This window comes from Halorubrum sp. B52, assembly GCF_059752555.1.
The window spans coordinates 307,821-329,495 of sequence record NZ_MWTG01000008.1; the positions used below are offsets into that span (position 1 = coordinate 307,821).

At 70.3% G+C, this 21,675-nt stretch carries 24 protein-coding genes; 14 read left to right on the forward strand and 10 right to left on the reverse strand.

Annotated features, from left to right (window positions below):
- Window positions 1-88 precede the first annotated feature (88 nt).
- Complete coding sequence (locus B4V04_RS07315; RefSeq protein WP_498230459.1) at window positions 89-1,321, forward strand: MFS transporter; 1,233 nt, start codon at window positions 89-91, stop codon at window positions 1,319-1,321.
- Between the two features lie 94 nt (window positions 1,322-1,415).
- Here the strand turns inward: B4V04_RS07315 and B4V04_RS07320 are convergent, their stop codons facing one another.
- Window positions 1,416-2,027, reverse strand: coding sequence for a TetR/AcrR family transcriptional regulator (locus tag B4V04_RS07320; RefSeq protein WP_498230461.1), 612 nt, complete (start codon window positions 2,025-2,027; stop codon window positions 1,416-1,418).
- A gap of 101 nt (window positions 2,028-2,128) precedes the next feature.
- Between B4V04_RS07320 and B4V04_RS07325 the strand changes: the two genes are divergently transcribed.
- Together B4V04_RS07325 and B4V04_RS07330 are read left to right on the forward strand one after the other, a co-directional pair.
- On the forward strand, window positions 2,129-3,484 hold the full coding sequence (locus tag B4V04_RS07325; RefSeq protein WP_498230463.1) for an amidohydrolase family protein: 1,356 nt from the start codon (window positions 2,129-2,131) through the stop codon (window positions 3,482-3,484).
- A gap of 36 nt (window positions 3,485-3,520) precedes the next feature.
- Window positions 3,521-4,414: a fumarylacetoacetate hydrolase family protein gene (locus B4V04_RS07330; protein ID WP_498230465.1), complete on the forward strand. Its 894-nt coding sequence runs from the start codon at window positions 3,521-3,523 to the stop codon at window positions 4,412-4,414.
- A 506-nt stretch (window positions 4,415-4,920) separates the two neighbouring features.
- Here B4V04_RS07330 and B4V04_RS07335 read toward each other — a convergent pair.
- The gene (locus tag B4V04_RS07335; protein WP_498230467.1) at window positions 4,921-5,928 is read right to left on the reverse strand and encodes a TatD family hydrolase; all 1,008 of its coding nucleotides are present in this window, start codon (window positions 5,926-5,928) and stop codon (window positions 4,921-4,923) included.
- 153 nt (window positions 5,929-6,081) lie between these two features.
- Here B4V04_RS07335 and B4V04_RS07340 point away from each other — a divergent pair, with 153 nt between their 5' ends.
- Both B4V04_RS07340 and B4V04_RS07345 read left to right on the forward strand, forming a co-directional pair.
- Window positions 6,082-7,134 carry a WD40/YVTN/BNR-like repeat-containing protein gene (locus B4V04_RS07340; protein ID WP_498230468.1) on the forward strand — a complete coding sequence of 351 codons (1,053 nt, stop codon included), beginning with the start codon at window positions 6,082-6,084 and terminating at the stop codon, window positions 7,132-7,134.
- Window positions 7,131-7,568 carry a DoxX family protein gene (locus tag B4V04_RS07345; RefSeq protein ID WP_498230469.1) on the forward strand — a complete coding sequence of 146 codons (438 nt, stop codon included), beginning with the start codon at window positions 7,131-7,133 and terminating at the stop codon, window positions 7,566-7,568. The genes B4V04_RS07340 and B4V04_RS07345 overlap by 4 nt, the downstream gene beginning before the upstream one ends.
- Window positions 7,569-7,604: 36 nt before the next feature.
- Here B4V04_RS07345 and B4V04_RS07350 read toward each other — a convergent pair whose 3' ends face one another.
- Window positions 7,605-8,009 carry a DUF2237 family protein gene (locus B4V04_RS07350; protein ID WP_498230470.1) on the reverse strand — a complete coding sequence of 135 codons (405 nt, stop codon included), beginning with the start codon at window positions 8,007-8,009 and terminating at the stop codon, window positions 7,605-7,607.
- Window positions 8,010-8,021: 12 nt separating this feature from the next.
- Between B4V04_RS07350 and B4V04_RS07355 the strand changes: the two genes are divergently transcribed.
- From B4V04_RS07355 to B4V04_RS07375, 5 genes are all read left to right on the forward strand, one after another.
- Window positions 8,022-9,446 (forward strand): MFS transporter, encoded by a 1,425-nt coding sequence (locus tag B4V04_RS07355; protein ID WP_498230471.1) that lies wholly within the window; start codon window positions 8,022-8,024, stop codon window positions 9,444-9,446.
- Window positions 9,447-9,488: 42 nt separating this feature from the next.
- Complete coding sequence (locus B4V04_RS07360) at window positions 9,489-11,342, forward strand: DNA polymerase/3'-5' exonuclease PolX (protein ID WP_498230473.1); 1,854 nt, start codon at window positions 9,489-9,491, stop codon at window positions 11,340-11,342.
- Window positions 11,342-11,905, forward strand: coding sequence for a Mut7-C RNAse domain-containing protein (locus B4V04_RS07365; protein WP_498230474.1), 564 nt, complete (start codon window positions 11,342-11,344; stop codon window positions 11,903-11,905). Before B4V04_RS07360 ends, B4V04_RS07365 begins: the two co-directional genes overlap by 1 nt.
- A gap of 81 nt (window positions 11,906-11,986) precedes the next feature.
- The gene (locus B4V04_RS07370) at window positions 11,987-12,631 is read left to right on the forward strand and encodes a DUF7095 family protein (RefSeq protein ID WP_498230475.1); all 645 of its coding nucleotides are present in this window, start codon (window positions 11,987-11,989) and stop codon (window positions 12,629-12,631) included.
- 91 nt (window positions 12,632-12,722) lie between these two features.
- Window positions 12,723-13,877 (forward strand): pyridoxal phosphate-dependent aminotransferase, encoded by a 1,155-nt coding sequence (locus tag B4V04_RS07375; RefSeq protein ID WP_498230476.1) that lies wholly within the window; start codon window positions 12,723-12,725, stop codon window positions 13,875-13,877.
- A 111-nt stretch (window positions 13,878-13,988) separates the two neighbouring features.
- On the opposite strand, the gene B4V04_RS07380 is transcribed toward B4V04_RS07375, so the two are convergent.
- The 6 genes from B4V04_RS07380 to B4V04_RS07405 form a co-directional block, all read right to left on the reverse strand.
- Window positions 13,989-14,297: a DUF7344 domain-containing protein gene (locus tag B4V04_RS07380; protein ID WP_498230478.1), complete on the reverse strand. Its 309-nt coding sequence runs from the start codon at window positions 14,295-14,297 to the stop codon at window positions 13,989-13,991.
- Between the two features lie 351 nt (window positions 14,298-14,648).
- On the reverse strand, window positions 14,649-15,377 hold the full coding sequence (locus B4V04_RS07385; RefSeq protein WP_498230480.1) for a 3-oxoacyl-ACP reductase family protein: 729 nt from the start codon (window positions 15,375-15,377) through the stop codon (window positions 14,649-14,651).
- Window positions 15,378-15,427: 50 nt separating this feature from the next.
- Window positions 15,428-16,234 (reverse strand): class I SAM-dependent methyltransferase, encoded by an 807-nt coding sequence (locus B4V04_RS07390; protein WP_498230482.1) that lies wholly within the window; start codon window positions 16,232-16,234, stop codon window positions 15,428-15,430.
- A 66-nt stretch (window positions 16,235-16,300) separates the two neighbouring features.
- Window positions 16,301-16,759, reverse strand: a complete 459-nt coding sequence (locus B4V04_RS07395; protein WP_498230484.1) for a hypothetical protein — start codon at window positions 16,757-16,759, stop codon at window positions 16,301-16,303.
- 106 nt (window positions 16,760-16,865) lie between these two features.
- On the reverse strand, window positions 16,866-17,741 hold the full coding sequence (locus B4V04_RS07400; RefSeq protein WP_498230485.1) for a deoxyribonuclease IV: 876 nt from the start codon (window positions 17,739-17,741) through the stop codon (window positions 16,866-16,868).
- Between the two features lie 73 nt (window positions 17,742-17,814).
- Window positions 17,815-18,723: a lipoate--protein ligase family protein gene (locus tag B4V04_RS07405; RefSeq protein ID WP_498230486.1), complete on the reverse strand. Its 909-nt coding sequence runs from the start codon at window positions 18,721-18,723 to the stop codon at window positions 17,815-17,817.
- Window positions 18,724-18,865: 142 nt separating this feature from the next.
- On the opposite strand from B4V04_RS07405, the gene B4V04_RS07410 reads away from it, so the two are divergent.
- The 4 genes from B4V04_RS07410 to B4V04_RS07425 all read left to right on the forward strand — a co-directional run bounded on the left by B4V04_RS07410 (window position 18,866) and on the right by B4V04_RS07425 (window position 20,959).
- Window positions 18,866-19,780, forward strand: a complete 915-nt coding sequence (locus B4V04_RS07410; RefSeq protein WP_498230487.1) for a serine/threonine-protein kinase RIO2 — start codon at window positions 18,866-18,868, stop codon at window positions 19,778-19,780.
- A gap of 127 nt (window positions 19,781-19,907) precedes the next feature.
- Window positions 19,908-20,336, forward strand: a complete 429-nt coding sequence (locus B4V04_RS07415) for a metal-dependent transcriptional regulator (protein ID WP_498230488.1) — start codon at window positions 19,908-19,910, stop codon at window positions 20,334-20,336.
- 118 nt (window positions 20,337-20,454) lie between these two features.
- The gene (locus B4V04_RS07420) at window positions 20,455-20,622 is read left to right on the forward strand and encodes a hypothetical protein (protein WP_498230490.1); all 168 of its coding nucleotides are present in this window, start codon (window positions 20,455-20,457) and stop codon (window positions 20,620-20,622) included.
- A 1-nt stretch (window position 20,623) separates the two neighbouring features.
- Window positions 20,624-20,959: an amphi-Trp domain-containing protein gene (locus B4V04_RS07425; RefSeq protein WP_498230491.1), complete on the forward strand. Its 336-nt coding sequence runs from the start codon at window positions 20,624-20,626 to the stop codon at window positions 20,957-20,959.
- 37 nt (window positions 20,960-20,996) lie between these two features.
- Here B4V04_RS07425 and dpsA read toward each other — a convergent pair whose 3' ends face one another.
- Entirely contained in the window at window positions 20,997-21,542 is a 546-nt protein-coding gene (gene dpsA / locus B4V04_RS07430) for a DNA starvation/stationary phase protection protein DpsA (protein ID WP_498230493.1), read from the reverse strand.
- Between the last annotated feature and the right edge of the window lie 133 nt (window positions 21,543-21,675).

Here is a 21,675-nt window from a genome sequence, read left to right on the forward strand (position 1 = left end):
CGCCTCGGTGGCCGACGTGGACGCGACTCGCCGAGCTGTCGACCCGTATTCAAACCGCTTATCCGTCCCACTGGGCTACGGTCGATAGATGGAGCTCAGGCGGATCGGCGGCTACGACGCACTGATCCTCGTCTCGGTCATCTGGTTCCTCGGGAAGTTCGCTCGCTACCTCTTCCCGCCGCTCTTCGGTCCGCTCCAGTCGACGTACGGCCTCAGCAACGCCACGATCGGGGCCGCCTTCTCGGGGTTCATGATCGCGTACGCGCTGATGCAGTTCCCCAGCGGCGCGGTCGCCGACCGGATCGGTCCGGTCCCCGTGGTCGTCGCCGGCGCGTCGGTCGCGGGGGTCGGCGCCCTCGCGCTCGTCGTCGACTCGCCGTTCGCGGCGCTCGTCGCGGCGATGGTCGTCATCGGAGTCGGGACGGGCGTCCACAAGACGGTCGCCGTGCGCCTGCTCGCTCGCGTCTACCCGGCTCGAATGGGGCGGATGCTCGGCATTCACGACACGCTCGGCGCGCTGAGCGGGGTCGTCGCGCCCGCGGTCGTCGTGGCGTTCCTCTCGCCGCCGGCGGCGCTCGCGCTCGCCCTCGACCGGTTGCCCGGCGCCGACTGGCGCGCGCTCTTCCTCCTGACCGGGATCGGCTTCCTCGCGCTCGCGCTCGTCTCCGCCCTCCGACTCGGCGGGCGCTTCGCGAGGGAGAGTCCCGCGACCGACTCGGGCGAATCCGAGTCGACGGGCGCACGCGAATACCTGCGTCAGTTCGGCGACCGACGCTTCTCGGCGTTCGTCTCGGTGACCGTCGGAGTCTCGTTCGCTCACAACGGCCTCGTCGCGTTTCTCCCGCTGTACCTCTCCGAGGAACTCGGGCTCGCGACCTCGACCGCGGGCCTCCTGTATTCGGTCCTCTTCGCGGTCGCGCTCGTCCAGCTCCTCAGCGGTGACCTCTCCGATCGGGTGGGCCGGTTCCCGGTGATCGTCGCGACGAGCGGGCTGGCGGCGGCCGGGCTGGCGGCGCTCGTACTGCTCCCTCCCCTCGACGTCGGCGTCGTCGCGGCCGCCGTCGCCGTCGCCGGTTTCGGCGTCGGGTCACACGGGTTTCAGCCGGTCCGAAGCGCGTACCTGATGGAGCTGCTTCCGGAGCGGCTCGCCGGCGGCGGGCTCGGCGTCGTTCGGACGCTACTGATGGGGGCCGGCGCGCTCGCGCCGGGAATCGTCGGCGTCGTCGCCGATACGGCCGGATTTCGGCCCGCGTTCGGTCTGCTCGCGGTGGTCCTCGCGGTGTCCGCGGCCGGCACCGTCGCGCTGTGGGTCACCGAGTGAATCGGCGAACCGTCCGCCGTTCCGGCCCCGGCGGGGAGCGGTCCGGCGACCGTTCGATCGACTCCCCGGTCGTCGGCCCTCGGCGCCGCGTCCGTCAGTCGTCGGCGTACAGCGAGTCGAGGATGAACTGGTCGATGGCCTTCCGCGCCTCGGCCGGCGCGTCCTCGTGGCCGAGCGCCATCCGGCGGCCGCGCGCGGCGTGGATGACGTCGGTGATGAGCTGCCCCATCCGCTCGGCGTCGACGGGCTCGAACTCGCCCCGTTCGATCCCCTCTTCGACGACCTCGACGATGCTCCCGCGGACGCGGTCGTAGTGCTCGTTGAATATCTCGCGGTGGTCGCCGTCGTTCTGCGCGTGGGTGTACAGCTCGTGGTACACCTTCATGCGCTCCCAGTGGGAGAACTCCTCGAACTCCGGCCCGAACAGGCACTGATCGATCCGCGCGTCGAGCTCCGTGCGGGGGTCGTCCTCGTGGACCTCGACGCTCCCCTCGTACTGGTCGATGACGTACTCGAGGAACGACGACAGCAGGTCGTACTTGCCGTCGAAGTGGTAGTGGATCACCTGTCGGGTGAGGTCCATCTCCTCGCCGATGTCGCGCATCCGGAGGTCCGTGTACCCGTGCTTGCTCAGCGCACGGAACGTGGCCTCCATGATCACCTCCTCGGTGTCCTTGGAGGAGACGGTCTCGCGGGAGTCGCTCATACGACCCTCTCCGACGGTGAGATACATAAGCGATCCCACCGATCGGCCGGATTTACCATACAGTAAATTTTTAACCTCCTGGTCAAACGGTACAGTCGGACATGACACGAAAGATCATCCGGAACGGGACGGTCGTCTCTCTCGATCCCGACGTCGGAGAGCTGGAGGAGGCGGACGTGCTGATCGAGGACGGCGAGATCGTCGACGTCGGCCGCGGGCTCTCGACCGAGAACGCCGAGGTCATCGACGCCACCGGTCAGATCGTCGTCCCCGGCTTCGTCGACTCGCACATCCACCTCGCGCAGACGCAGGTGCGGGGGATCGCCGGGGACTGGTCGCTCATGGGCGAGTACTTCGACCACATGCTCGGCAACATCACCGGGCTGTATCGGCCCGAGGACATGTACCTCGGCGGGCTCTACGGTGCGTTCGAGAAGCTCCACACGGGGACGACGACCGCGCTGGACTGGTCGTACCCCAACACGCTCGAACACGGCGAACGCGCCGTCGACGCGCTGCAGGACACCGGCCTGCGCGCGGTGTACACCTACGGCCCGCCGGGCGACGACGCGGCGAAGTGGTGGTACGAGAGCGACGTCGGCCTCCCCGAGGAGAACGTCCAGAGCCTCTACGAGGAGAAGATCCGCGACGACGACCTGCTCAGTCTCGCCCTCGGGCTCCGCGGACCGGACTTCTGTACCGACGAGACCGCCCGGGGCGACCTGGAACTGGCGCGGGACCTGGGCGTGCTCTCGACGATCCACATGGGCGCCGCGCTGTGGCCGTCCTCGGAGTACGGCGGGGACTACCAGGGGTTCGGCTGCATCGAGGACATGCTCGGGCCCGACGTCAACGTCGCCCACGGGAACCACTTCTCGCAGGAGGACGTCGACCACGCCGTCGAACAGGGCGTCTCCTTCTCCTCGACGCCGGAGGTCGAGATGCAGATGGGCCACGGCATCCCCGTCACCGGGAAGGTGCTCGAGGCCGGCGGGCGCCCGACGTGGGGCGTCGACGTCTGTTCGAACGTCAGCGGCGACATGGGCAGCCAGATGCGGATCGGGATGCAGCTCCAGCGGATGTTCGACAACCAGGCCGTCCTCGAGGGCGACGAGGAGGTCACCGAGGTGAGCATTTCCGCGCGCGACACCCTCGAGATGGCGACGATCGAGGGCGCGAAGGCGCTCGGGCTCGACGACGAGATCGGGACGATCACGCCCGGCAAGCGCGCCGACCTCGTCTTGTTCGACGCCTCGGACTTCATGACAGCGCCCTCGCACTCGCCGGTCCAGACCGTCGTCTTCCAGGCCGACCCCTCGCACATCGACACGGTGCTCGTCGACGGCGAGGTCGTCAAGCGCGACGGCGCGCTGACGAACCCGAAGGTCGACGAGGAGTTCGACCGGTTCGTCGCCTCCGGCGAGCGCCTGCTCGACGAGGCCGGCATCGACCTGTAGACAGCACGACCCGATTTCACCACTCACCACATCTCAATGCGACTCGGACAATACCGAACGACGGACGCGGAAGCCCCCTGGTGCGGCGTACCGACCGACGACGGCGACGTGATCAACCTCCCCGAGGCGGGCGCGGCCACCGGGGTCCACATCGACGGCGGAACGACCGGCCTGCTCGCCGACTGGGAGTGGCGCCGGAAGGCCGAGCTGGCGGTCGAGTACGCGACGGAGACCGGCGTCGGGCGCTACGACGCCGCCGACGTCTCGCGGGCGGCGCCCGTCTCCCACCCGCAGAAGGTCGTCTGCGTCGGCCTCAACTACCGCGACCACGCCGAGGAGGGCGACAACCCGATCCCGGACGAGCCCGTCCTCTTCTCGAAGTTCCCCACCTCGGTGACGGGACCGGAGGACACGGTCTCGTGGGACCCGGACCTGACGCAGAAGGTCGACTACGAGGCCGAGCTCGTCGCCGTCATTGGCGAGGAGGTCCGCCGCGTCGATCCGGAGGAGGCGTTAGAGTACGTCGCCGGCTTCACCGTCGGCAACGACGTGTCGGCGCGCGACCTCCAGCACGGCGACGGCCAGTGGGTCCGCGGCAAGAGCCTCGACTCGTTCGCCCCGATCGGCCCGGAGATCGTGACCACCGACGAGGTGGACGACCCCCACGACCTCGGGATCTGGGCGGACGTGAACGGCGAGCGGCTCCAGGAGTCGACGACGGCGAACCTGATCTTCGGGATCGACGAGCTCGTCTCCTTCTGCAGTCGGGCGTTCACGCTGAAGCCGGGCGACCTGCTGTTCACCGGGACGCCGCCCGGCGTCGGCGTCTACCGCGAGCCGCCGGTCCTTCTGGAGGACGGCGACAGCGTCACGGTCGGCGTGGAGGGCGTCGGCGAGCTGACCACCGACTTCGCGTTCGACGGCGCGTAGCGTCACCGTCGGCTCTTTATAACTGATCGAGCGGTGTCGTCGGTCGCCGTTTATAAATCGTTGCTAGCGCGGGGAGCGCTTACGGAGACCGAGCCGCTCGGTTCTAAATGGTTGATATCGGATCGGCGGGGAACACCTCCAAAGCCCCAGCCGCTCACCTATGAATAGTCGCCGGCGGATGGGCGGTGAACACCTCCAAAGCCCCAGCTGGGAGGCGGGCGCACGCTCGCTGCGCTCCTCGGTCGCTCGCGATGCTCGCTCCCTGCGGTGCTTACGTCGCCTGCGCCCGCCTCCCGGCTGCCCCTTTGAGTCCCACCCCGCCCGCACAGCACCGCACCTCACACCTCCCCAGCCTCGTCGGTGGTCCTCCGCTTCGCTCCGGACCACCGACTCCCTCGCACGCGCTGTTCGCACCCAAAGGGCGCTCACAGGCGCGCGCCACCGCGTCGTTATTTATAAGTAACCGTCTCCGTCTTTCACGGTCTCGTACCGTCGGAATATCCCGCCTACTCCTCCTCGAACCCGAACACTTCCCGCGGATTCTCCAGGACCACTTTGCGGATGTCGTCGACGTCGATCCCGTACCGGTACAGCTCGAAGATCGCGCGCTTGAGGGCGTACGGGTCGGTCCGGAGGACGTTCGCGCAGTCGGTGTCGACCATGATCCGGTCGGGGCCGTACTCGTCGATCGCGTCGGCGACGTCGGCGGCGTCGACGCCGACGAGCCACGAGTGACCGATCGTGTAGCTCAGATAGCAGTCGGTCTGCTCCATCAGGTACTCGGTGTTGTTGCGGTCGGCGTGGGAGGCGACGACGCGCTCGTCGTCGAGGCCGGCGTCGCGCATCGCCTCCACGTCGAGCCGCACCGCGTCGAGCGCGGGGTTCTCGCCGTCGAGGACGGGGTCCGTGCCGAGCCCCGCGTTCTTCTCGTAGCCGGGGGTCACGCCGAGCCCGTCGCGGTACGGTCGCTTCGACTCCGCCGACGTGTTCGGCGTGTGGAGGATCACGGGGAGCCCGTGGTCACGGGCGAGCTCCATCTGCGCCCCCACGACCGCCTGCTGCTCCTCGAGGGCCCACCCCTCGACGTGGCCGGCGGGGACGACGCCGGTCTCGCCGATCGCGACGACCTCGTCGAGCGCGCAGTACGCGTCCATCGCCGTCAGCAGCTCGTCGGGGTTCTCGATGCGGACGCCGGTGTGAACGCCGAGCCCGAGCTTCGCCTCGAAGAAGTGGTTCCGCTCGATGGCCGCGCGGCGGTTGATCGCGTCGTCCCAGAGGAACCGGACGTCGTCGGCCTCGACCGGCTTGTACGGCGTCCAGTGGTAGCCGGACGCGACCATGAGCATGGAGCGACAGCCGGCGAGCGCGTAGCGCTCGCGGTCGTCCCACGAGAGCGTGTGCGCGTGGTTGTGGATGTCGATCCACGGGAGGTTGAGCAGCTCCCGCGGGAGGTCGATGTCGTCGTCGAGGTGCGCCGCGTCGGTCGGTCGCTTCGTCGGGTGGGGTGTGGTCATGGATGGTAGCGCGTCGGACCGGCCGGCGCCGCGCCGTTCGGGCGTGCTCGCCGCGCCGGCGGTCCCTCGTCGCTCTCCGCTTGCACCCCCGGCCACTTAGCGTTTTACAGCTTGGTAAAAACTTTAGTACGCGTCCGACGCACGTGTTCCTGTATGATACTTTTGATCGGGACGGACGACGGGCTGTACCGGGTCGACGACGTGCCGTTCGACCGGGCGGACGCGGAGCGGGTCCTCGACTGCGAGGTCGTCACCGCGGTGAAGTCGTGGGACCACGCGGAGGGCGTCTTCGTCGCCTCCTCGACGGGCGCGTACCGCTCACGCGACGGGGGGCAGACGTGGGAGGACCTCGAGGTCCCCCTCGGCGACCGCTTCTGGCACGCCGGCCAGAGCGAGGTCTGGTCGATCCTCGCGACCGCCGACGGGGCGCTGTACGCCGGGACGAACGACCCGTACGTCTTCCGCTCGGTCGACGACGGGGAGACGTGGACGGAGCTGAAGGGGTTCCGCGACCTGCCCTCGCGCGGCCACTGGGAGTCGCCGATCGACCCCCACTACGCCAGGCTCCGGGCGCTCGAGGTCGTCCCGGGGCGACCGGAGCGGCTGATCGCGGGCGTCGAGGCCGGCGGGATCCACCTCAGCGATGACGCCGGGCAGACGTGGACGGACCGGCGCGACACGATCGTCGACGACGTCCACCAGATCCTCCCGATCTCGGAGGACGTCTGGCTCGCGGCGACCGGCTACCTCGACCATGACCTGGAGAACCTCGGGCTCGGTCACGCGGTCGGCGAGGGCGGCCTCTGGCGGACGACCGACGCGGGCGAGTCGTGGAGCCGGATCGACGCCGGAAACGACTTCTCGTACGTCCGGCGGGTGTTCGTCCACGACGGCACCGTCTTCTTCTGCGGCGGCGAGGAGGCGCCGCCGGCGTGGGTTAACGACGACCACGGGGTCGCGCTGTTCGAGTCGACGAACTTCGGCCGCGACTTCGAGCGCGTCCCCTTCCCGGGCGAGCCCCACGAGGTCGTCGAGACGTGGGCCGTCCACGACGGCGACGTGATCTGCGGCTCCGGGCTGTTCGACGTGCCGGACCAGCGCGACGACGTCGAGGGCCGGATCATGCGCCGGGGCGACGACGGCGCCTACGAGACGGTCGGACGCGTCGACGCGAACGTCAGCCGCATCGAGGTGGTGTCGGCGTGAGCGACGACGACGCGGCCTCGACCGACGACGCGGCGCCGACCGCGGAGTCCGCCTCGTCCGCGAGCCCCCCGTCGGCGATCGGACGCGCCCTCTACGGCGGCATCCTCGCGTACATGGCCGTCGACGGGTTCCAGAACAACGAGAAGCGGGTCTCGGTCGCCGAGGAGAAGGGCGTCCCGATGCCCGACGTGCTCGTCCCGTTCGTCACCGGGATGCTGTTCGTCGCCAACCTCGGCGTCGTCTTCTGGAAGTTCCCGCGCGCGTCCGCCGGGGCGCTGATCGTGTTCTTCCTCGGGACGACCCCCGCGATCCACGACTTCTGGACGATGGAGGGGAAAGAGCGCCACGGCAACAAGATCAACTTCCTGAAGAACGTCGCGCTCCTCGGCGGCGCGGTGATGTTGCTGGACGCGGCCGCCGAAGACGCCGAGTAGTCGACGGTCCCGCGCGGCTCGCGTTTCTTCTTCGAGCTACCCCTCCGGATCGAACGTTTCCGGGTCGAACTCGTGCTCCCGGAGCCGGTCGGGGTCGACGGCGCGGAGCACCGACTCGTTCGTCGCCTCCAGCACGACCGGCGGCGCGACCCCCGCGTCGACCGCCTCGACCCATCGGCCGACGCAGAGACACCAGCGGTCGCCGGGCTCCAGCCCGGGGAAGTCGAACTCCGGGCGCGGCGTGACCAGGTCGTTGCCCCGCTCGCGGCTGTACGTCAGGAACTCGGCCGTCACGACCGCACAGAGGGTGTGCTCGCCGACGTCGCCGTCGACGTCGCGGCAGCGGCCGTCGCGGAGGTACCCCGTCGTCGGCTCGCGGCCGCACGGCGCCAGCTCGCCGCCGAACACGTTGCGGTCGCCCTCGCTCTCGTCGGTGGACACGTCCCTCGCTCGGTGCCCGCGCGCCTTATCGGTGGTGCCGAGGCGACGCCTCGCTCGGCCCCGCGCCGCCGAGCGCGCCCTCGGATCGGTGCGTCTATCCGACGGCCCGCTTCAATCGGTGCCATGGCCGAACGCTGGCTGTACGGGTGGGGGCTCGGGTCCGTCGCGCTCGGGGGCGCCTCGCTCGTCGTCCCGCTGTACGTCGTCGAGCTCGGCGGCGGGCCGTTCGTGCTCGGCGTGCTCGCCGCGGTCGCCGCGGTCGTCGGGGTCCCGGCCGCGCTCGGCGCCGGTCGGATCGCCGACCGGACCGGGAAGCGACGCGTCATCGTGCTCGCGATGCTGGCGCTCGTCGCGGCCGGCATCGCCGTGATCCCGCTCACCGACCGGGTGGCGCCGGTGATCGTCGCCAACGGCGCGATCTGGTTCGCGTTCGCGGCGGCGACGCCCGTCCTGACGCTGCTCGCGGTCGCCGACGTCCCGGAGAGCGCCTGGAGCGAGCGGATCGCGCTGTTGAACCAGTACCAGGGCGTCGGCTGGGCGCTCGGGCTGCTGCTCGGGGCGGTCTGGACGGGGATCGGCGACCGGTTCCTCCCCGCCGAGGCCGTGATCCGGTGGCTGTTCGTCCCGTTCGCGGTCTCTGCGGTGTTCGGACTCGTTCTCGGAGTCCGGACGCTGCCCGCGGACCCGGGCCCCGGCGGCGACCGGCGCGCATCGGGGACCCGCCTCCGGCGCGCCATCCGCGCGGCCGACCGCTTCAGCGTCCGGACCGCCGCGTTCCCCTTCACGGTCGGGCGGGCCGACTTCCGCGGGCTCCACCCCCGGCGGTTCGTCGAGCGGTTCACCCCGGCGCTCGCGCTGTACTTCGCCGCCGTCTTCTGTTTCTTCGCCGGCTTCGCCGTCTTCTTCGCGCCGCTGCCGGCGTTCCTCACCGCGGTCGGCTTCGGCTCCGACGGCGTGTTCGCGCTGTACCTGATAAATGGGCTCGCCGCCGCCGCGTTCTTCGGCGCCGCCGGGCGGTTGACCGCCGACCGCGACGCCGCGCTCTTACAGGTCGCCTCGCTCTCGACGCGCGGGGTCGCGCTCCCCGCGGTCGCGCTCGTCGGCGCGACGTGGGGCGCGGCCGCGTTCGGGTTCGGCGCCGCCGCGGCCGTCTTCGCCGTGATCGGGGTGACGTGGGCGGTGATCGCGGTGACCGCGGGGACGCTCGTCACCCGGCTCTCGCCGCTGTCGATCCGGGGCGAGGCGCTGGGCACCTACGCCGCGCTCGGCGCGCTCGCCGGCGGAGTCGGAAGCGTCGTCGGCGGCTGGCTCGCCGCCCTGAGCTACGCCGTCGCGTTCGGCGCCGCCGGCGTGCTGGTCCTCCTCGGCGCGGCGCTCGTTGTCCTCGTCAGGCGGTACACCGCCGCGCCGCCGCCGATCGGCGGCGCCGCCCGGTGATCGGCCGACAGTATAAGGAGCGCCCGGCCGAAGCCCGAGCAAATGAGCCGGAACGACGAGGTCGCCGCCCTCTTAGAGGAGTTCGCCGACCTGCTCGAGGCGACGGGCGTCGAGTACAAGCCGACCGCGTACCGCCGCGCCGCCGAGAACGTCCGCGAGCACACCGCGCCGATCGAGAATCTCGCGGGCGAGGGGGAGGACGCGGTCGCCGAGATCGACCGGGTCGGCGACGCGATCGCGTCGAAGATAGTGGAGTACTTCGAGACCGGCGAGATCGAGGAGTTAGAGGAACTCCGTGAGGAGCTCCCGGTCGACATGGCGGGGCTCACCGCCGTGGAGGGCGTCGGTCCGAAGACGGTCGGGAGCCTCTACGAGGCTCTCGGCGTCACCACGCTCGACGAGCTGGAGGCGGCCGCGGAGGCGGGCGAGATTCAGACGGTCTCCGGCTTCGGCGCGAAGACCGAGGAGAACATCCTCGAGAACATTCCGTTCGCCCGCGAGGCGCGGAAGCGGACCCGGCTCGGCGACGCCCGGCCCGTCGCCGACGCGGCGCTCGCGTACCTGACCGACCTCGACGCGGTCGACTCGGCCGAGGTGTGCGGCTCGATCCGGCGCTGGAGGGCGACGATCGGCGACATCGACCTCCTCGTCGCCAGCGACGCGCACGAGTCGGTCGTCGAGGCGTTCATCGACTGGCCCGAGGCGGACGCGACGATCGAGGCGGGCACCGGGAAGGCGAGCGTCCGCGCGGACGGGACTCGGGTCGACCTCCGGGTCGTCGACGCCGCGGAGTTCGGCGCCGCGCTCCAGTACTTCACCGGCTCGCGCGCCCACAACGTCGCGGTGCGCAACCGCGCGATCGACCGCGGCCTCAAGCTCAACGAGTACGGGCTGTTCGACGTGAGCGACGTCGACGAGGGGGTCGACGCCGACGACGCGGGCGACGACGAGGCCGAGGCCGATTCCCGGCGCGTCGGCGACCGCGTCGCCGGAGAGACCGAGGCCGGCGTCTACGAGGCGCTCGACATGGCGTTCGTCCCCCCGGAGCTCCGCGAGGACAACGGGGAGGTGGAGGCGGCCGCGGCGGGCGAGCTCCCGGAGCTCGTCGAGCCGGGAGACCTGCGCGGCGACCTCCACACCCACACCGACTGGTCGGACGGCGGCTTCTCGATCGCGGAGATGATCGAGGCCGCCGCGGAGCGCGGGTACGACTACCACGTCGTCTCCGATCACGCCGCCGGCCCGGGGATATTCGGCAACACCGGCCTCGACGAGGCCGACATCGCCGAGCAGGCCGCGGCGGTCGAAGACGCGGTGAGCGAGGTCGACGGCGCCGTTCTGGGCCGCGAGAGCGACGGTGCGGGCGCGGGCGCCGGCGACGACGCCGACGCCCGAATCGCGGTGTTTCACGGTATCGAGGCGAACATCGACGCGGGGGGAGCGATCACCACCGACGACGCGACGCTCGCCGACCTCGATCTCGTCGTCGCCTCGCCGCACTCCGCGCTCGGGCAGGACGACGACGCCGCCACGGAGCGGCTGATCCGGGCGGTCGAACACCCTCACGTCGACGTCCTCGGCCACCCGACCGGCCGGATCATCAACAGCCGGCCGGGGATCTCGCCCGACGTCGAGGCCGTCGTCGCGGCCGCGGCCGACGCCGGCACCGCGATCGAGGTGAACGCGAACCCCGCCCGCCTCGACGCCGACGGCGACGCGGTACGGGCCGCGGTCGACGCGGGCGCCGCGATCGTCGTGAACACCGACGCCCACTCGCCCCGCGAGCTCGACAACGCCCGGTACGGCGTCCACACCGCCAGGCGTGGCTGGGCCGAGACCGTCGACGTGATCAACGCGCGCTCGACCGCCGGCCTGCGCGAGTTCCTCGACGACTGATGTCGGCCGGCGACGGCGGCGCCGCCGACGCTGACGCCGACCGCCCGAGCGTCCTCTGTGACGCGATGTGCGGGACGCTCGCGACGTACCTCCGGATGTGCGGCTACGACGCGGCGTACGCCCTCGACCGCGGGGTCGAGGCCGACGACGCGGTCCTGTCGCTCGCGGCCGAGGAGGATCGGACCCTGCTCACCCGCGACCGCGAGCTCGCCGCGCAGGCCGACGGTCGCGACCCCGGCGCGCTCCTCCTCACCGAGCGCGACGTGCTCGACCAGCTCCGCGGCGTCGCCGCGGCCGGATTCCCGGTCGCGCTCGCCGAGGAACCGACCCGCTGCGGCGCCTGTAACGGCCCGGTCGAGCGCGTCGGTCCGGGCGGCGTCGACGTCGACCCCGACGACCGCCCCGAGTACGTTCCAGACGACGTGGGAGCGTCGCCGGCGGCCGGGTCCGATTCCGCCCCCGAGGCCGACCTCCGCCCCGCGTGGCGCTGTCGCGACTGCGGCCAGTGGTTCTGGAAGGGGAGCCACTGGGCGTCGGTCGCCGAGCGGATCGACGGGATCTGACGCCGAGGCCGACCCCCCGGACGCCGCCGCGTCCCCGCCCGAGCGAAACCGGTTTGCCCGCGACCCGCCTACGACCCGCCAATGAACCGCGAGCAGGCGGTCGACCGGCTGGAGACCCTCGTCGACCGGGTCGAGACGGAGACGATGCCGGTCCCCGTCCGCGAGGTGTGGGCGTTCGGCGACGTCGCGCTCGGGCTCGATCCGGTCGAGCGCCTCGACGTCTACCTCACCAAGGACGTGATCATGGGCGGCGATAGCGAGGCGGCCGCCGCGTTCGAGGCCGAGTACGGCGTGAAGGGGGTCGGCACCTCCGTGCGCGCCGAGTGGGCCGAGGCGCACCCGGACCGCGTGCGCGCGAGCGACAACGGATACGCCGCCCCCGAGAAATGCCTCGCGGCCGAGCTCGTCGACGACGACGAACCGATCCACCTCGAGGTGTGTAACGCGAGCTTCGAGGACAACGTGCGACAGCGCCTGAAGGGGGCGCTCGCCCGCGACGCCTACGAGGAGGTGCTCGACCCGCGCGGGGTCTGCCTGTGGGTCGACGGCACCCGCGACGCGGAGGCGTTCGACCGCCTGCGGGACGCCTCCCTCGCGATGCCGACGCTCCCCGCCGCGCTCGGCATGCTCGGCGCCGACGAGGAGGTGGCCCGCGAGGCGGCCGACGTGCTCGAGCGGCGACGGGCCGAACAGGAGGGCGCGTCGGTGCGCGGCGACATGGTGTAGCCGGCGGACGGCGATCGACGCGTCCCCTCCCCCGTCGACCGCGTTTGGCCGCCACCCGACGGCTTTTTGCGCGGTTCGCCGTGTGGACGGTATGCCCGTCCCCACCGACCGCGTCCGGCGCGCGGAGCGCTCGCGGATCCGCGTGATGTTCGACCTCGCGCAGCGTCACGACGGCGACCTCGTCAGGCTGGAGGTCGGCGAACCCGACTTCGACACGCCCGAGCACGTGATCGACGCGGCCGCGAGCGCCGCCCGCGGCGGCGCGACCCACTACACCTCGAACGCCGGACTCCCCGAGTGCCGGCGAGCGATCAGCGACACGCTCGCGGCCGAATACGACGTCGAACACGACCCGGACGAGGTCGTCGTCACCGTCGGCGGGATGGAGGCGCTCCACCTCGCCGTCCTCGCGACGGTGTCCCCGGGCGAGGAGCTGCTCGTTCCGGGGCCGACGTGGCCGAACTACGAGACGCAGGCGACGCTGGCGGACGGGGCGTTCCGCGAGGTCCCGATGCCCGCCCAGACCGGGTTCGCGCTCGACGCCGACCGCGTGATCGACGCGATGAGCGACGACACCGCGGCGGTCGTGCTCACGACGCCGTCGAACCCGACCGGCCGCGTCTTCGACCCCGACGAGTGCCGGGCGGTCGTCGAGGCCGCGGCCGAGCGCGACGCCTACGTGATCGCCGACGAGGTGTACCTCGGGCTCACGTACGACGGACCGGCCCGGGGAATCGCCGCCGTCACCGGCCACCCCGACCACGTGCTGACCGTCGGCTCCTGCTCGAAGCGGTACGCGATGACCGGGTGGCGGCTCGGCTGGCTCGCGGGCGACCGGGAGGTGATCGACGAGGTGGTGACGGTCCGCGAGTCGACCACCGCCTGCGCGTCGAGCGTCGCCCAGCACGCCGCGATCGCCGCCCTCACCGGCCCGCAGGAGCCGTTCGAGGAGATGTACCGCGCGTTCGAGGAGCGGCGAGACCTCGTCGTCGACCGGATCGACGCCATCGACGGGCTCTCGGCTCCCCGCCCCGAGGGCGCGTTCTACGCCTTCCTCGACCCCGGTATCGACGCGCCGGCCATCGACGTCGCGAAGTACCTCCTCCGGGAGCACGGCGTCGTGCTCGCGCCCGGCGACGGATTCGGCGACACGGCCCCCGGGCGGCTCCGCCTCTCCTTCGCGAACTCGGTCGACCGGCTGGAGGAGGGGTTCGACCGGATCGAGGCCGGGCTGGCGGAGTACTGAGACCCGAATCGCTCGCGGTCCGGTTTTCGACGGGGCCTCGCCGGATACGGAGCGTGCGCCTCGCTCAGAGGGGTCTGCGAGAGCACGTTCCTCTTCGGGAGTCCGGAACGGTCACTCCGGCGTCGTTTCGAGGAGTGCTTCGACGAGGTCGTCACCGTTGTATCTCACCGTTCCGGAACCGGTGTCGAAGTCGAGCGCGCCGATGGCGGCGAGTTTGGGAAGGTGGTTGTGTTGGAGGGCTATCGTGAGTCTGTCGTGCCCGTCCGGCGTTGGGTCCCGATTCTGCAGATAGCTCACCACGTCACTGATCGATACGTGCTCCGTCTCAGTCTTCTGGAGGAAGTTAATGATACACCGGCGTTCGTATCGGTCCAACAGTTCGAATCGTTGGTCGATCTCTTCTGTGGTGTACTCTCGCATATCGTCTCTCTCACGTGGTGCTCGAACATGTTGGCATAAAGTATTGTTCTGCTTGACACGATTAACGGACGACTAGAGAGCGTTCCACTGGCAGGTGAACCGGTCGAAGGGGGCCACACTCGACCGAGACGTCCGAGGCGACGCGCTCGTCTCTCTGAAACGGGTGGAACGCTCGTACTGAACACGATTCCGCTATTCGGCAGACGTTTCGCGCGATACGCCGAGCCGTTCGACGGGGCCGAACGATCGGATCCGAGGGGTGTCTATCGAACGATGTCGGCGTCGACGCGGTGACGGTCTCCGGAGCTCCGGCCGCTCGCTTCCGACCGATCGATAGCCGATCGATCCCCGTCAGCGCATCAGTTCCCCGCCGTTCACGTTCAGCGTCTCCCCCGTGACGAACGTCGCGTCCCGGAGGTAGGCGGCCGCGTCGGCGATGTCCTCGGGCTGGCCGTATCGGTCGACGGGGATCTCGGCCAGCTCCTCGCGCTTCTCCGCCGGCGTCCGGTCGTCGGTCATGTCCGTCTCGACGTGGCCGGGCGCGATCGCGTTCACCCGTATCTCGGGCGCGAAGTCGGCGGCGTGGCTCCGGGTGAGCGAGAGGAGCGCCCCCTTCGAGGCGGCGTAGTGGCACTCGACCGGCGCGCCGGTGTGCGCGAGGATCGAGGAGAGGTTCGTCACCGAGGGGTCGTCGTCGGACGCCCGGAGGTGCGGGAGCGCCGCTTTCGTGACGTTGAACGCGGAGTTGACGTTGACGTCCATCACCCGGTCGAAGTCGTCGGGGTCGAGGTCGGCGGTGTACACGTGCTGGTCGATCCCGGCGTTGTTGACGACGTGGTCCACCCCGCCGAACGCGTCGGCGGCGGTCTCGACGAGCCGCGCGGCCGCGTCGGGGTCCGAGACGTCCGCGCCCACGGCGACCGCCTCGCGCCCTCGGTCGCGGACCGCGTCGGCGACGGCCTCGGCGGCCTCGTCGCTGGCGCGGTAGTTGACGGCGACGTCGTAGCCGTCGTCTGCGAACCGGAGCGCGATCGCCCGCCCGATACCCCTCGACGAGCCCGTCACGAGTGCGGCCGGCATGTCGCTCGGATCGCTCCCCGACGACTTCGGCTTTCCGGACGCGGGAGTCGTTACGCCACCCGCCCCACGGTCACGTCGAAGGGGACGCGCTCGACGCGCTCGTACTCGCCGGCGCCGATCGCGTCGACCACCTCGCGGCCCATCTCACGCCAGCGCCGCCGGAGGTCGTCGTAGTCGTCCACGGAGGTCGCCGCCACCAGCTCGTCGCGGTGGTCGGCGAGCCCGGCGCCGGAGGCCTTCCGCGCGGCCGATTCGAGCGCGGGCTCGGCGTACGGCGGGGCGGTCCGCTTCTCGTGGACGTACCGACGCGTCCGGAGGTCGTCGAGCCCCGCCGCCGCGAACGCCTCCCGCACGCGGTCGCCGAGGGCGACGTCGGTGTCGACGCCGTCGAGGTACGCCTCGCGGGCCTCCCGCTCCAGTCGCTCCTCGGCGGTGACAGTCGAACTGACCGTCACGTCGCCGTTGTCCGGTTCGATCGCGGCGACGAGGTCGGAAGAGACGCGGGCGAGCTCCCGGACCGCGGCGGTCGGGTCGGGGAGGTTGATGAGGAGGGCCTGACAGACGGCGAGGTCGACGGCGTCGTCCGGGAGGGGGAGCCGGGTCGCGTCGCCGGCGACGTACGGCAGCCCGGTCTCCTCGCGGGCGACCGCCAGGAGGTCGGGGTCGGCGTCGACGCCGATCACGGTCGCGTCCGGGCCCGCCTCCGCGGCGAGGACGCGGGTCAGCTCGCCGGTGCCGCAGCCGACGTCGACGACGCGGCCGCGGCCCGACAGCTCGAGGTCCGCGAGGGCCTCCCGGCCGTCGGCCCACATCCCCTGCCGGGTGTGTTCGAGGTACTCCGCGGAGAAGCGTCGCACGGCCCCGCGTTCGGCGCGGGGCGAATTAAACGTGGGGAACTCGACCGTCCGTGCGAGATTCGGCTCTCACTCCTCGCCGTCGTCGCTCCCGAACCCGGCGAGGTCCGAGAGCAGCGCGGCGGTGACGCCGGCGCAGTAGCCGACGAACGCGCCGGTCAGCCCGACCGCGGCGAACGCCATCGTCACCCCGCCGATCGGGGAGTCGCCGGGGCCCACGCCCGGCACGCCGAAGACGGTCCCGACGACGACGAGCGCGGCGAAGACGACCGCGGGCACCGCGCCCACCGCGAGACACGCCGGGCCGCCGCAGCGCGCGTACCCGCCGACGGCCGCGATCGGCGCCGGCGCGTAGAACGCCAAGAGCGGTACGAGACGGTCGGTCAGCGCCGCCGCGGTCGGGATGCCCGCGCGCTCGGCGACGACCGCGACCGCCAGCGAGAGCGCCACCAGACCGGCGAACCCGCCGACCATCGTGAGGGCCAGGCGGCGCCGGCGACCGATGAGGAGCGCCTCAGTGGTGGTCATATCCGTGGATCACGGCTCCGAGTATATAAATCCGCGTCGGACAATTTTAAATAAATTTCGAGGATCCCCGCCGCATCGCTCCCGCGACGGCTCGGGCGCCCCGAACTCACTCCGCGCGCAGCTCGCGGACGCGCTCGATGTTCCACGCGAAGCTCTTCCCGTTCTCGGTCGGCGTCTCCAGCGCCAGCGGCACGTCCGCCAGGTCCGGGTGGTTGACGATCCGCTCCATCCCCGCTTCGCCGATGTGGCCCTCGCCGATGTGCGCGTGCTCGTCCTTGTTGGTGCCGCAGGCGTGTTTCGAGTCGTTGAGGTGGATGTACTCGAGGTGCGCTAACCCGACGACGTCGTCGAACTCGGCGACCGTCTCGTCGACCGCCTCGGGCGTGGAGAGGTCGTACCCCGCCGCGAACGCGTGGGCCGTGTCGACGCAGACGTCGATGTCGGTGTCGGTGCGGTCGATGATCCCCGCGAGGTGCTCGAACTCGTCGCCGAGCTTCGTCCCGGCGCCCGCGTCGCTCTCGATCAGGATCGTGACGCCGTCGGGAACGTCGACGTCGTCGATGACGCTCGCGGCGTTGTCGAGACCGCCCTCGACCCCCGCGCCCGTGTGCGCGCCGAGGTGGACGTTGACGTACGGGATCCCCAGCTTCTCCGCGGCGTCGACCTCCTTCTGCATCGAGTCGAGCGACTTCTCGCGGAGCCCCTCCTTCGGCGTACAGAGGTTGACGAGGTAGGAGGTGTGGATCACCCACGGTCCCACCAGGTCGCGTTCGGTCCCCTCGCGGAACTGCTCGGCCTCCTCGTCGCTGATGTCCGGGTCCTGCCACACCTGCGGGGAGTGCGTGAATATCTGTCCGCAGTTGCCGCCGAACTGCTTCTGTCTGAACACCGCGTTCGCGATGTTTCCGTACGGCGGGGTTTCGGGATCGTTGGACGCGCGCGACCCGGAGATCGAGACGTGCGCGCCGACCTTGAGGCTCATACCGCCACAACGGGGGCGACTGAAAAAGCCCCTTCGGAACCGGGCGGTACCGCCTTCCCTCCGGCTTCGGCGACTACGCGCCGTCGTTTCCCGGTCGCGTCCGGACCCAGGCGTCGTCGCGGTACTTCTCCTCGACGAGCTCCTCGGCCCGGGCGAGCTCCGCGCTCGACCACGAGCCGTCGCTGTCGAGCGCGATCGCGTCGCCCTCGGCGTCGTCGCTGTCGTCCGCTCCGACTACCCACGAGACGAGCGCGCCCTCGACTGCCGCCACGGCGTCCGCCCGATCGACCTCGACCAGCTCGTCCATGCCGACGACGCGCTGTCGGAACCCCTCGGGGGACACCGGCGGGTCGGAGAAGACGCCGAGGTGGCGTTCCGCGTCGACGGCGAACGTCAGCGAGCCGTGCTGGATCACGGCGTCGCGCTTGCGGTACTGCGCGTTGCCGGCGATCTTCCGGCGGTCCGTCGCGCCGTCGTCGCTCGATTCCTCCGAGCCGTCCGCTCCGTTCGGCCCCGCCACCACGTCGTGCGCGGGGTGGAGCTCCCGGAGGTAGCAGGCGGGGTGGTACAGCTCCGGCATCGACTCCTCGACGTAGCCCGCGTCGATCCCGAGGCGGTCGAAGGCGTCGAGGACCGGTTCGCAGAGCAGGTGGTAACAGTCGAGTAGCTCGCCGGGCACGTCGGCGGCGGGCACCGCGATCGAGTAGGCGACGTCTCCGTGCGCGTCGTGGTAGATCCCGCCGCCGCCGGTCTGGCGGCGGGTCACGTCGATCCCCTCGCGCTCGCAGAACGCCCAGTCGACCGTCTCCGGATCCTGTCGGTAGCCGAGCGTGAGACAGCTCGGGTCCCACCGGTACGTCCGGAGCGTCGCCGGTCCGCCCGCGGCGGCCGTCTCCGCCGCCACCTCGTCGAGCGCCATCTGCATCGGCCCCGGGCGGGCCTCCTCCCGGATCAGCCGCCAATTCCCCGTCGGCGCGGTCATGCGCGCCTCTCCGCCCGCCGCCCCGAAAGCGGTTGCGCTCGCGCGGCGGCGGCAAATCCGCATTTCCTATCGCGGAATACCATTTATTGACTCCGCTCGCGGAACGCGCGCCTCTTTTAGGAATCGCCGGAGTAGGGGCCGTATGGTTCGAAACGTCGCCGGCGACATGGCGGAGCTCGACCCCGAGGACTTCTACCTCCTCTCGGGCGTCGAGCAGGGGATGCGGTTCTCGGAGTGGGTCCGCCGCGACAAGCTCCCCGACTACGCCGACCTGACGCGCGAGGAGGTCGACTACCGGATCGACCGGTGCCTCGACCGCGAGCTGATCGAACGGAAGACGATCCAGTACGAGGGGTACCAGCTCACCTTCGAGGGGTACGACGCCCTGGCGCTCCGCACGTTCGCCGAGCGCGAGACCATCGACGGCGTGGGCTCACCCCTGGGGTTCGGCAAGGAGGGAGACGTGTACGAGGCGCAGTCGTTCAAGCCGCTCGCGTTGAAGTACCACCGCGAGGGGTACACCAACTTCCGCGAGGTGAACCGGGAGCGCGAGTACACCGCCGACCGCGACCACGTATCCTGGATGTACACCGCGCGCAAGGCGGCCGAGCGCGAGTACGAGGCGATGGAGGCGATGTACCCCGACGTGAGCGTGCCGCGGCCGGTCGACCACAACCGGCACGCCATCGTGATGGACAAGTTCGACGGCGCGGAGCTCTCGCGCGCGAAGTTGGAGCCCGAACAGGCCTCCGCGGTCCTCGATCTGGTCCTCCGCGAACTTGTCACCGCCTACGACCTCGGCTGGGTCCACGCCGACATGTCCGAACACAACGTCGCGGTCGCGGAGAGCGGCGTCACGATCTTCGACTGGCCGCAGGCGGTCTCCGTCGACCACGAGAACGCCCGCGAGTTCCTCGAGCGCGACGTCGCGAACCTCATGCGGTACTTCAGTCGGAAGTACCCCCACGAGGTCCCCCGAGACGCCGATATCGAGGGGATAGCCGGCGCTATCGCCGACGGGTCGTTCGAGAGCGTTCGGGCGTTTGCGACGGAATAAACCACTCATCGCTATATCGAATGCGCTTCTCGCCGCACCGTCCGTTCCGGCGACGGTCTCACTCTCGGTCGGTGATCGCCCGGCTTATTTCCGCAACTGGTTTATATTGTTAGGCTGGCCTAAAAATATGGCCGCAGCAGGCGACGGAGGGGGCGGGCGGGTACCGCGGTACCTCCTCGCCCTGTACATCGCGGAACACCGGGGGGAGCCTCCGATCCCGTCCGGACGCGTCGCCGAACTGCTCGACCGCTCTCCGGCCGCGGCGACCGAGATGCTCCAGCGGCTCGAAGCCGACGGCCTCGTCGTCCGGGAGCCGTACGCGGGGGCGACGCTCACGGACGGCGGCCGAGAGCGCGCGGCGGAACTCCACGAATCGTACGTCCTGCTCTCGTGGTTCTTTCGCGAGGTGCTCGGCCTCGACGCCCACGAGCGCGAGGCGATGGAGCTGGCGGGGCTGATAAGCCCCGACGTCGCGGACCGTCTCGTCGGGCTCCTGTCCGAAGGCGCCAACCTCTCTCCCGACGAATTGGTGGTCTCGTCGCCCGAGACCGAGTGAACGGCGTCTCGGACGACCGACCGCCGCGGCCCGGCCGCGTGTCTCGCGGCCCCGCGAGCCCCCCGACCGTTGACCGCAACCGCATCCTTTTTGTTTTAGGTTTGCCTAAAGAAGTGTAATGTCAACAGCCGCACGGTCCAGTATCGAAGCTCGACCCGAATCGGAAACGGACCGAACCCCGGATATCAACGTCTGTGAAGGGTTTCCCGGTCGGTCCGTGTTCATGGAGGCCGAGAACACGGACGGGTGGATCGCGAGCGATCTCGTCGTCGACGTGAGTCGATAACATGTCGAACGAACCGTCTCCCTCCGACCCCGATTCCGACTCGGGTTCCGAACGGTCGTCCGAGCCGGACGGCGATCGGACGGTGATCGCGGGTCGGAATTTCGAGCAGGAGTACCGACTCGACGCGAGCGAGGCCGGCGAGTTCCTGATCGCGCTCGGCGAACAGCTCCGCGACGGCGACGAACTCAGGATCGAGACCGAGGAGTGGGAGCTTCCCTTCGCGTTCGGCGAGCCCGTGGAGCTCGAGATCGACTTCGAGGGCGTCGGCGAACCGGAGCTGGAGATCGAAGCGACGCTCCCGGGTCGGACCGACCAGACGGCCCCGGACGTCCGCTGAAGGGTCTCGGGCGTCTCGATCGGCGTGCGTTCCCCGACTACTCCGTCGCAGACTCCGTGACGAGCGTGTCGTCTTCGAGGTAGTGTTCGATGTGGTGCGCGTGCTCCTCGATGTCCTCCAGCTGTTCGCGCAGCATCTCCGCGGTCGCGTAGTCGCCGAGCCCCTCCGCGAGCTCGATGTGCTGCCGGTAGCTCTCGATGATGTCGCCCATCATCTCGAGGTCGTTCGCGAGCGACGTGCGGATGTCGTACACGTCCTCGTCCTCCGGCTCGACGGTGGCGTTCTCCGCGAGCGTCGTCATGCTGGCGTGCGGCACGCCGCCGAGCGCCTGCAGCCGTTCGGCGAGTTCGTCGGCGGCCGCCTCGACGTCCTCGTACACCTCTTGGAGGAACACGTGGACGTCGAGGAACTCGGCGCCCTCGACGTTCCAATGGTGTTTGTGGAGCTGGTGATAGAGGACGTACGCGTCCGCGAGGTCGACGTTCAGCGCCTCGATGATCTGCTCCGCCTTCTCCGTGTCGAGTCTGAGGGCGTTCTCTTCGACGGTGCCGGCGCGCTGTCGCGTCTCCTTCTGCGTGCTCATAACAGTACCCCGTTCGTTCCCCACCCACTTATAATTTATCAATATATGGACACTTTTCGTACGACCTAAAACTCCACTATCTCGGTGGCAAATGCCGTTTGAGATTTGGATTTTTAATTCACCTCGGTTGTCT

What these genes read in the sequence shown, in the direction of transcription:
- B4V04_RS07315 (WP_498230459.1), top strand. Translation starts at nt 89, where the DNA reads ATGGAGCTCAGGCGGATCGGCGGCTACGACGCACTGATCCTCGTCTCG.
- B4V04_RS07320 (WP_498230461.1), bottom strand. Translation starts at nt 2,027, where the DNA reads ATGAGCGACTCCCGCGAGACCGTCTCCTCCAAGGACACCGAGGAGGTG.
- B4V04_RS07325 (WP_498230463.1), top strand. Translation starts at nt 2,129, where the DNA reads ATGACACGAAAGATCATCCGGAACGGGACGGTCGTCTCTCTCGATCCC.
- B4V04_RS07330 (WP_498230465.1), top strand. Translation starts at nt 3,521, where the DNA reads ATGCGACTCGGACAATACCGAACGACGGACGCGGAAGCCCCCTGGTGC.
- B4V04_RS07335 (WP_498230467.1), bottom strand. Translation starts at nt 5,928, where the DNA reads ATGACCACACCCCACCCGACGAAGCGACCGACCGACGCGGCGCACCTC.
- B4V04_RS07340 (WP_498230468.1), top strand. Translation starts at nt 6,082, where the DNA reads ATGATACTTTTGATCGGGACGGACGACGGGCTGTACCGGGTCGACGAC.
- B4V04_RS07360 (WP_498230473.1), top strand. Translation starts at nt 9,489, where the DNA reads ATGAGCCGGAACGACGAGGTCGCCGCCCTCTTAGAGGAGTTCGCCGAC.
- B4V04_RS07365 (WP_498230474.1), top strand. Translation starts at nt 11,342, where the DNA reads ATGTCGGCCGGCGACGGCGGCGCCGCCGACGCTGACGCCGACCGCCCG.
- B4V04_RS07370 (WP_498230475.1), top strand. Translation starts at nt 11,987, where the DNA reads ATGAACCGCGAGCAGGCGGTCGACCGGCTGGAGACCCTCGTCGACCGG.
- B4V04_RS07375 (WP_498230476.1), top strand. Translation starts at nt 12,723, where the DNA reads ATGCCCGTCCCCACCGACCGCGTCCGGCGCGCGGAGCGCTCGCGGATC.
- B4V04_RS07380 (WP_498230478.1), bottom strand. Translation starts at nt 14,297, where the DNA reads ATGCGAGAGTACACCACAGAAGAGATCGACCAACGATTCGAACTGTTG.
- B4V04_RS07385 (WP_498230480.1), bottom strand. Translation starts at nt 15,377, where the DNA reads ATGCCGGCCGCACTCGTGACGGGCTCGTCGAGGGGTATCGGGCGGGCG.
- B4V04_RS07395 (WP_498230484.1), bottom strand. Translation starts at nt 16,759, where the DNA reads ATGACCACCACTGAGGCGCTCCTCATCGGTCGCCGGCGCCGCCTGGCC.
- B4V04_RS07400 (WP_498230485.1), bottom strand. Translation starts at nt 17,741, where the DNA reads ATGAGCCTCAAGGTCGGCGCGCACGTCTCGATCTCCGGGTCGCGCGCG.
- B4V04_RS07405 (WP_498230486.1), bottom strand. Translation starts at nt 18,723, where the DNA reads ATGACCGCGCCGACGGGGAATTGGCGGCTGATCCGGGAGGAGGCCCGC.
- B4V04_RS07410 (WP_498230487.1), top strand. Translation starts at nt 18,866, where the DNA reads ATGGTTCGAAACGTCGCCGGCGACATGGCGGAGCTCGACCCCGAGGAC.
- B4V04_RS07415 (WP_498230488.1), top strand. Translation starts at nt 19,908, where the DNA reads ATGGCCGCAGCAGGCGACGGAGGGGGCGGGCGGGTACCGCGGTACCTC.
- B4V04_RS07420 (WP_498230490.1), top strand. Translation starts at nt 20,455, where the DNA reads ATGTCAACAGCCGCACGGTCCAGTATCGAAGCTCGACCCGAATCGGAA.
- B4V04_RS07425 (WP_498230491.1), top strand. Translation starts at nt 20,624, where the DNA reads ATGTCGAACGAACCGTCTCCCTCCGACCCCGATTCCGACTCGGGTTCC.
- dpsA (WP_498230493.1), bottom strand. Translation starts at nt 21,542, where the DNA reads ATGAGCACGCAGAAGGAGACGCGACAGCGCGCCGGCACCGTCGAAGAG.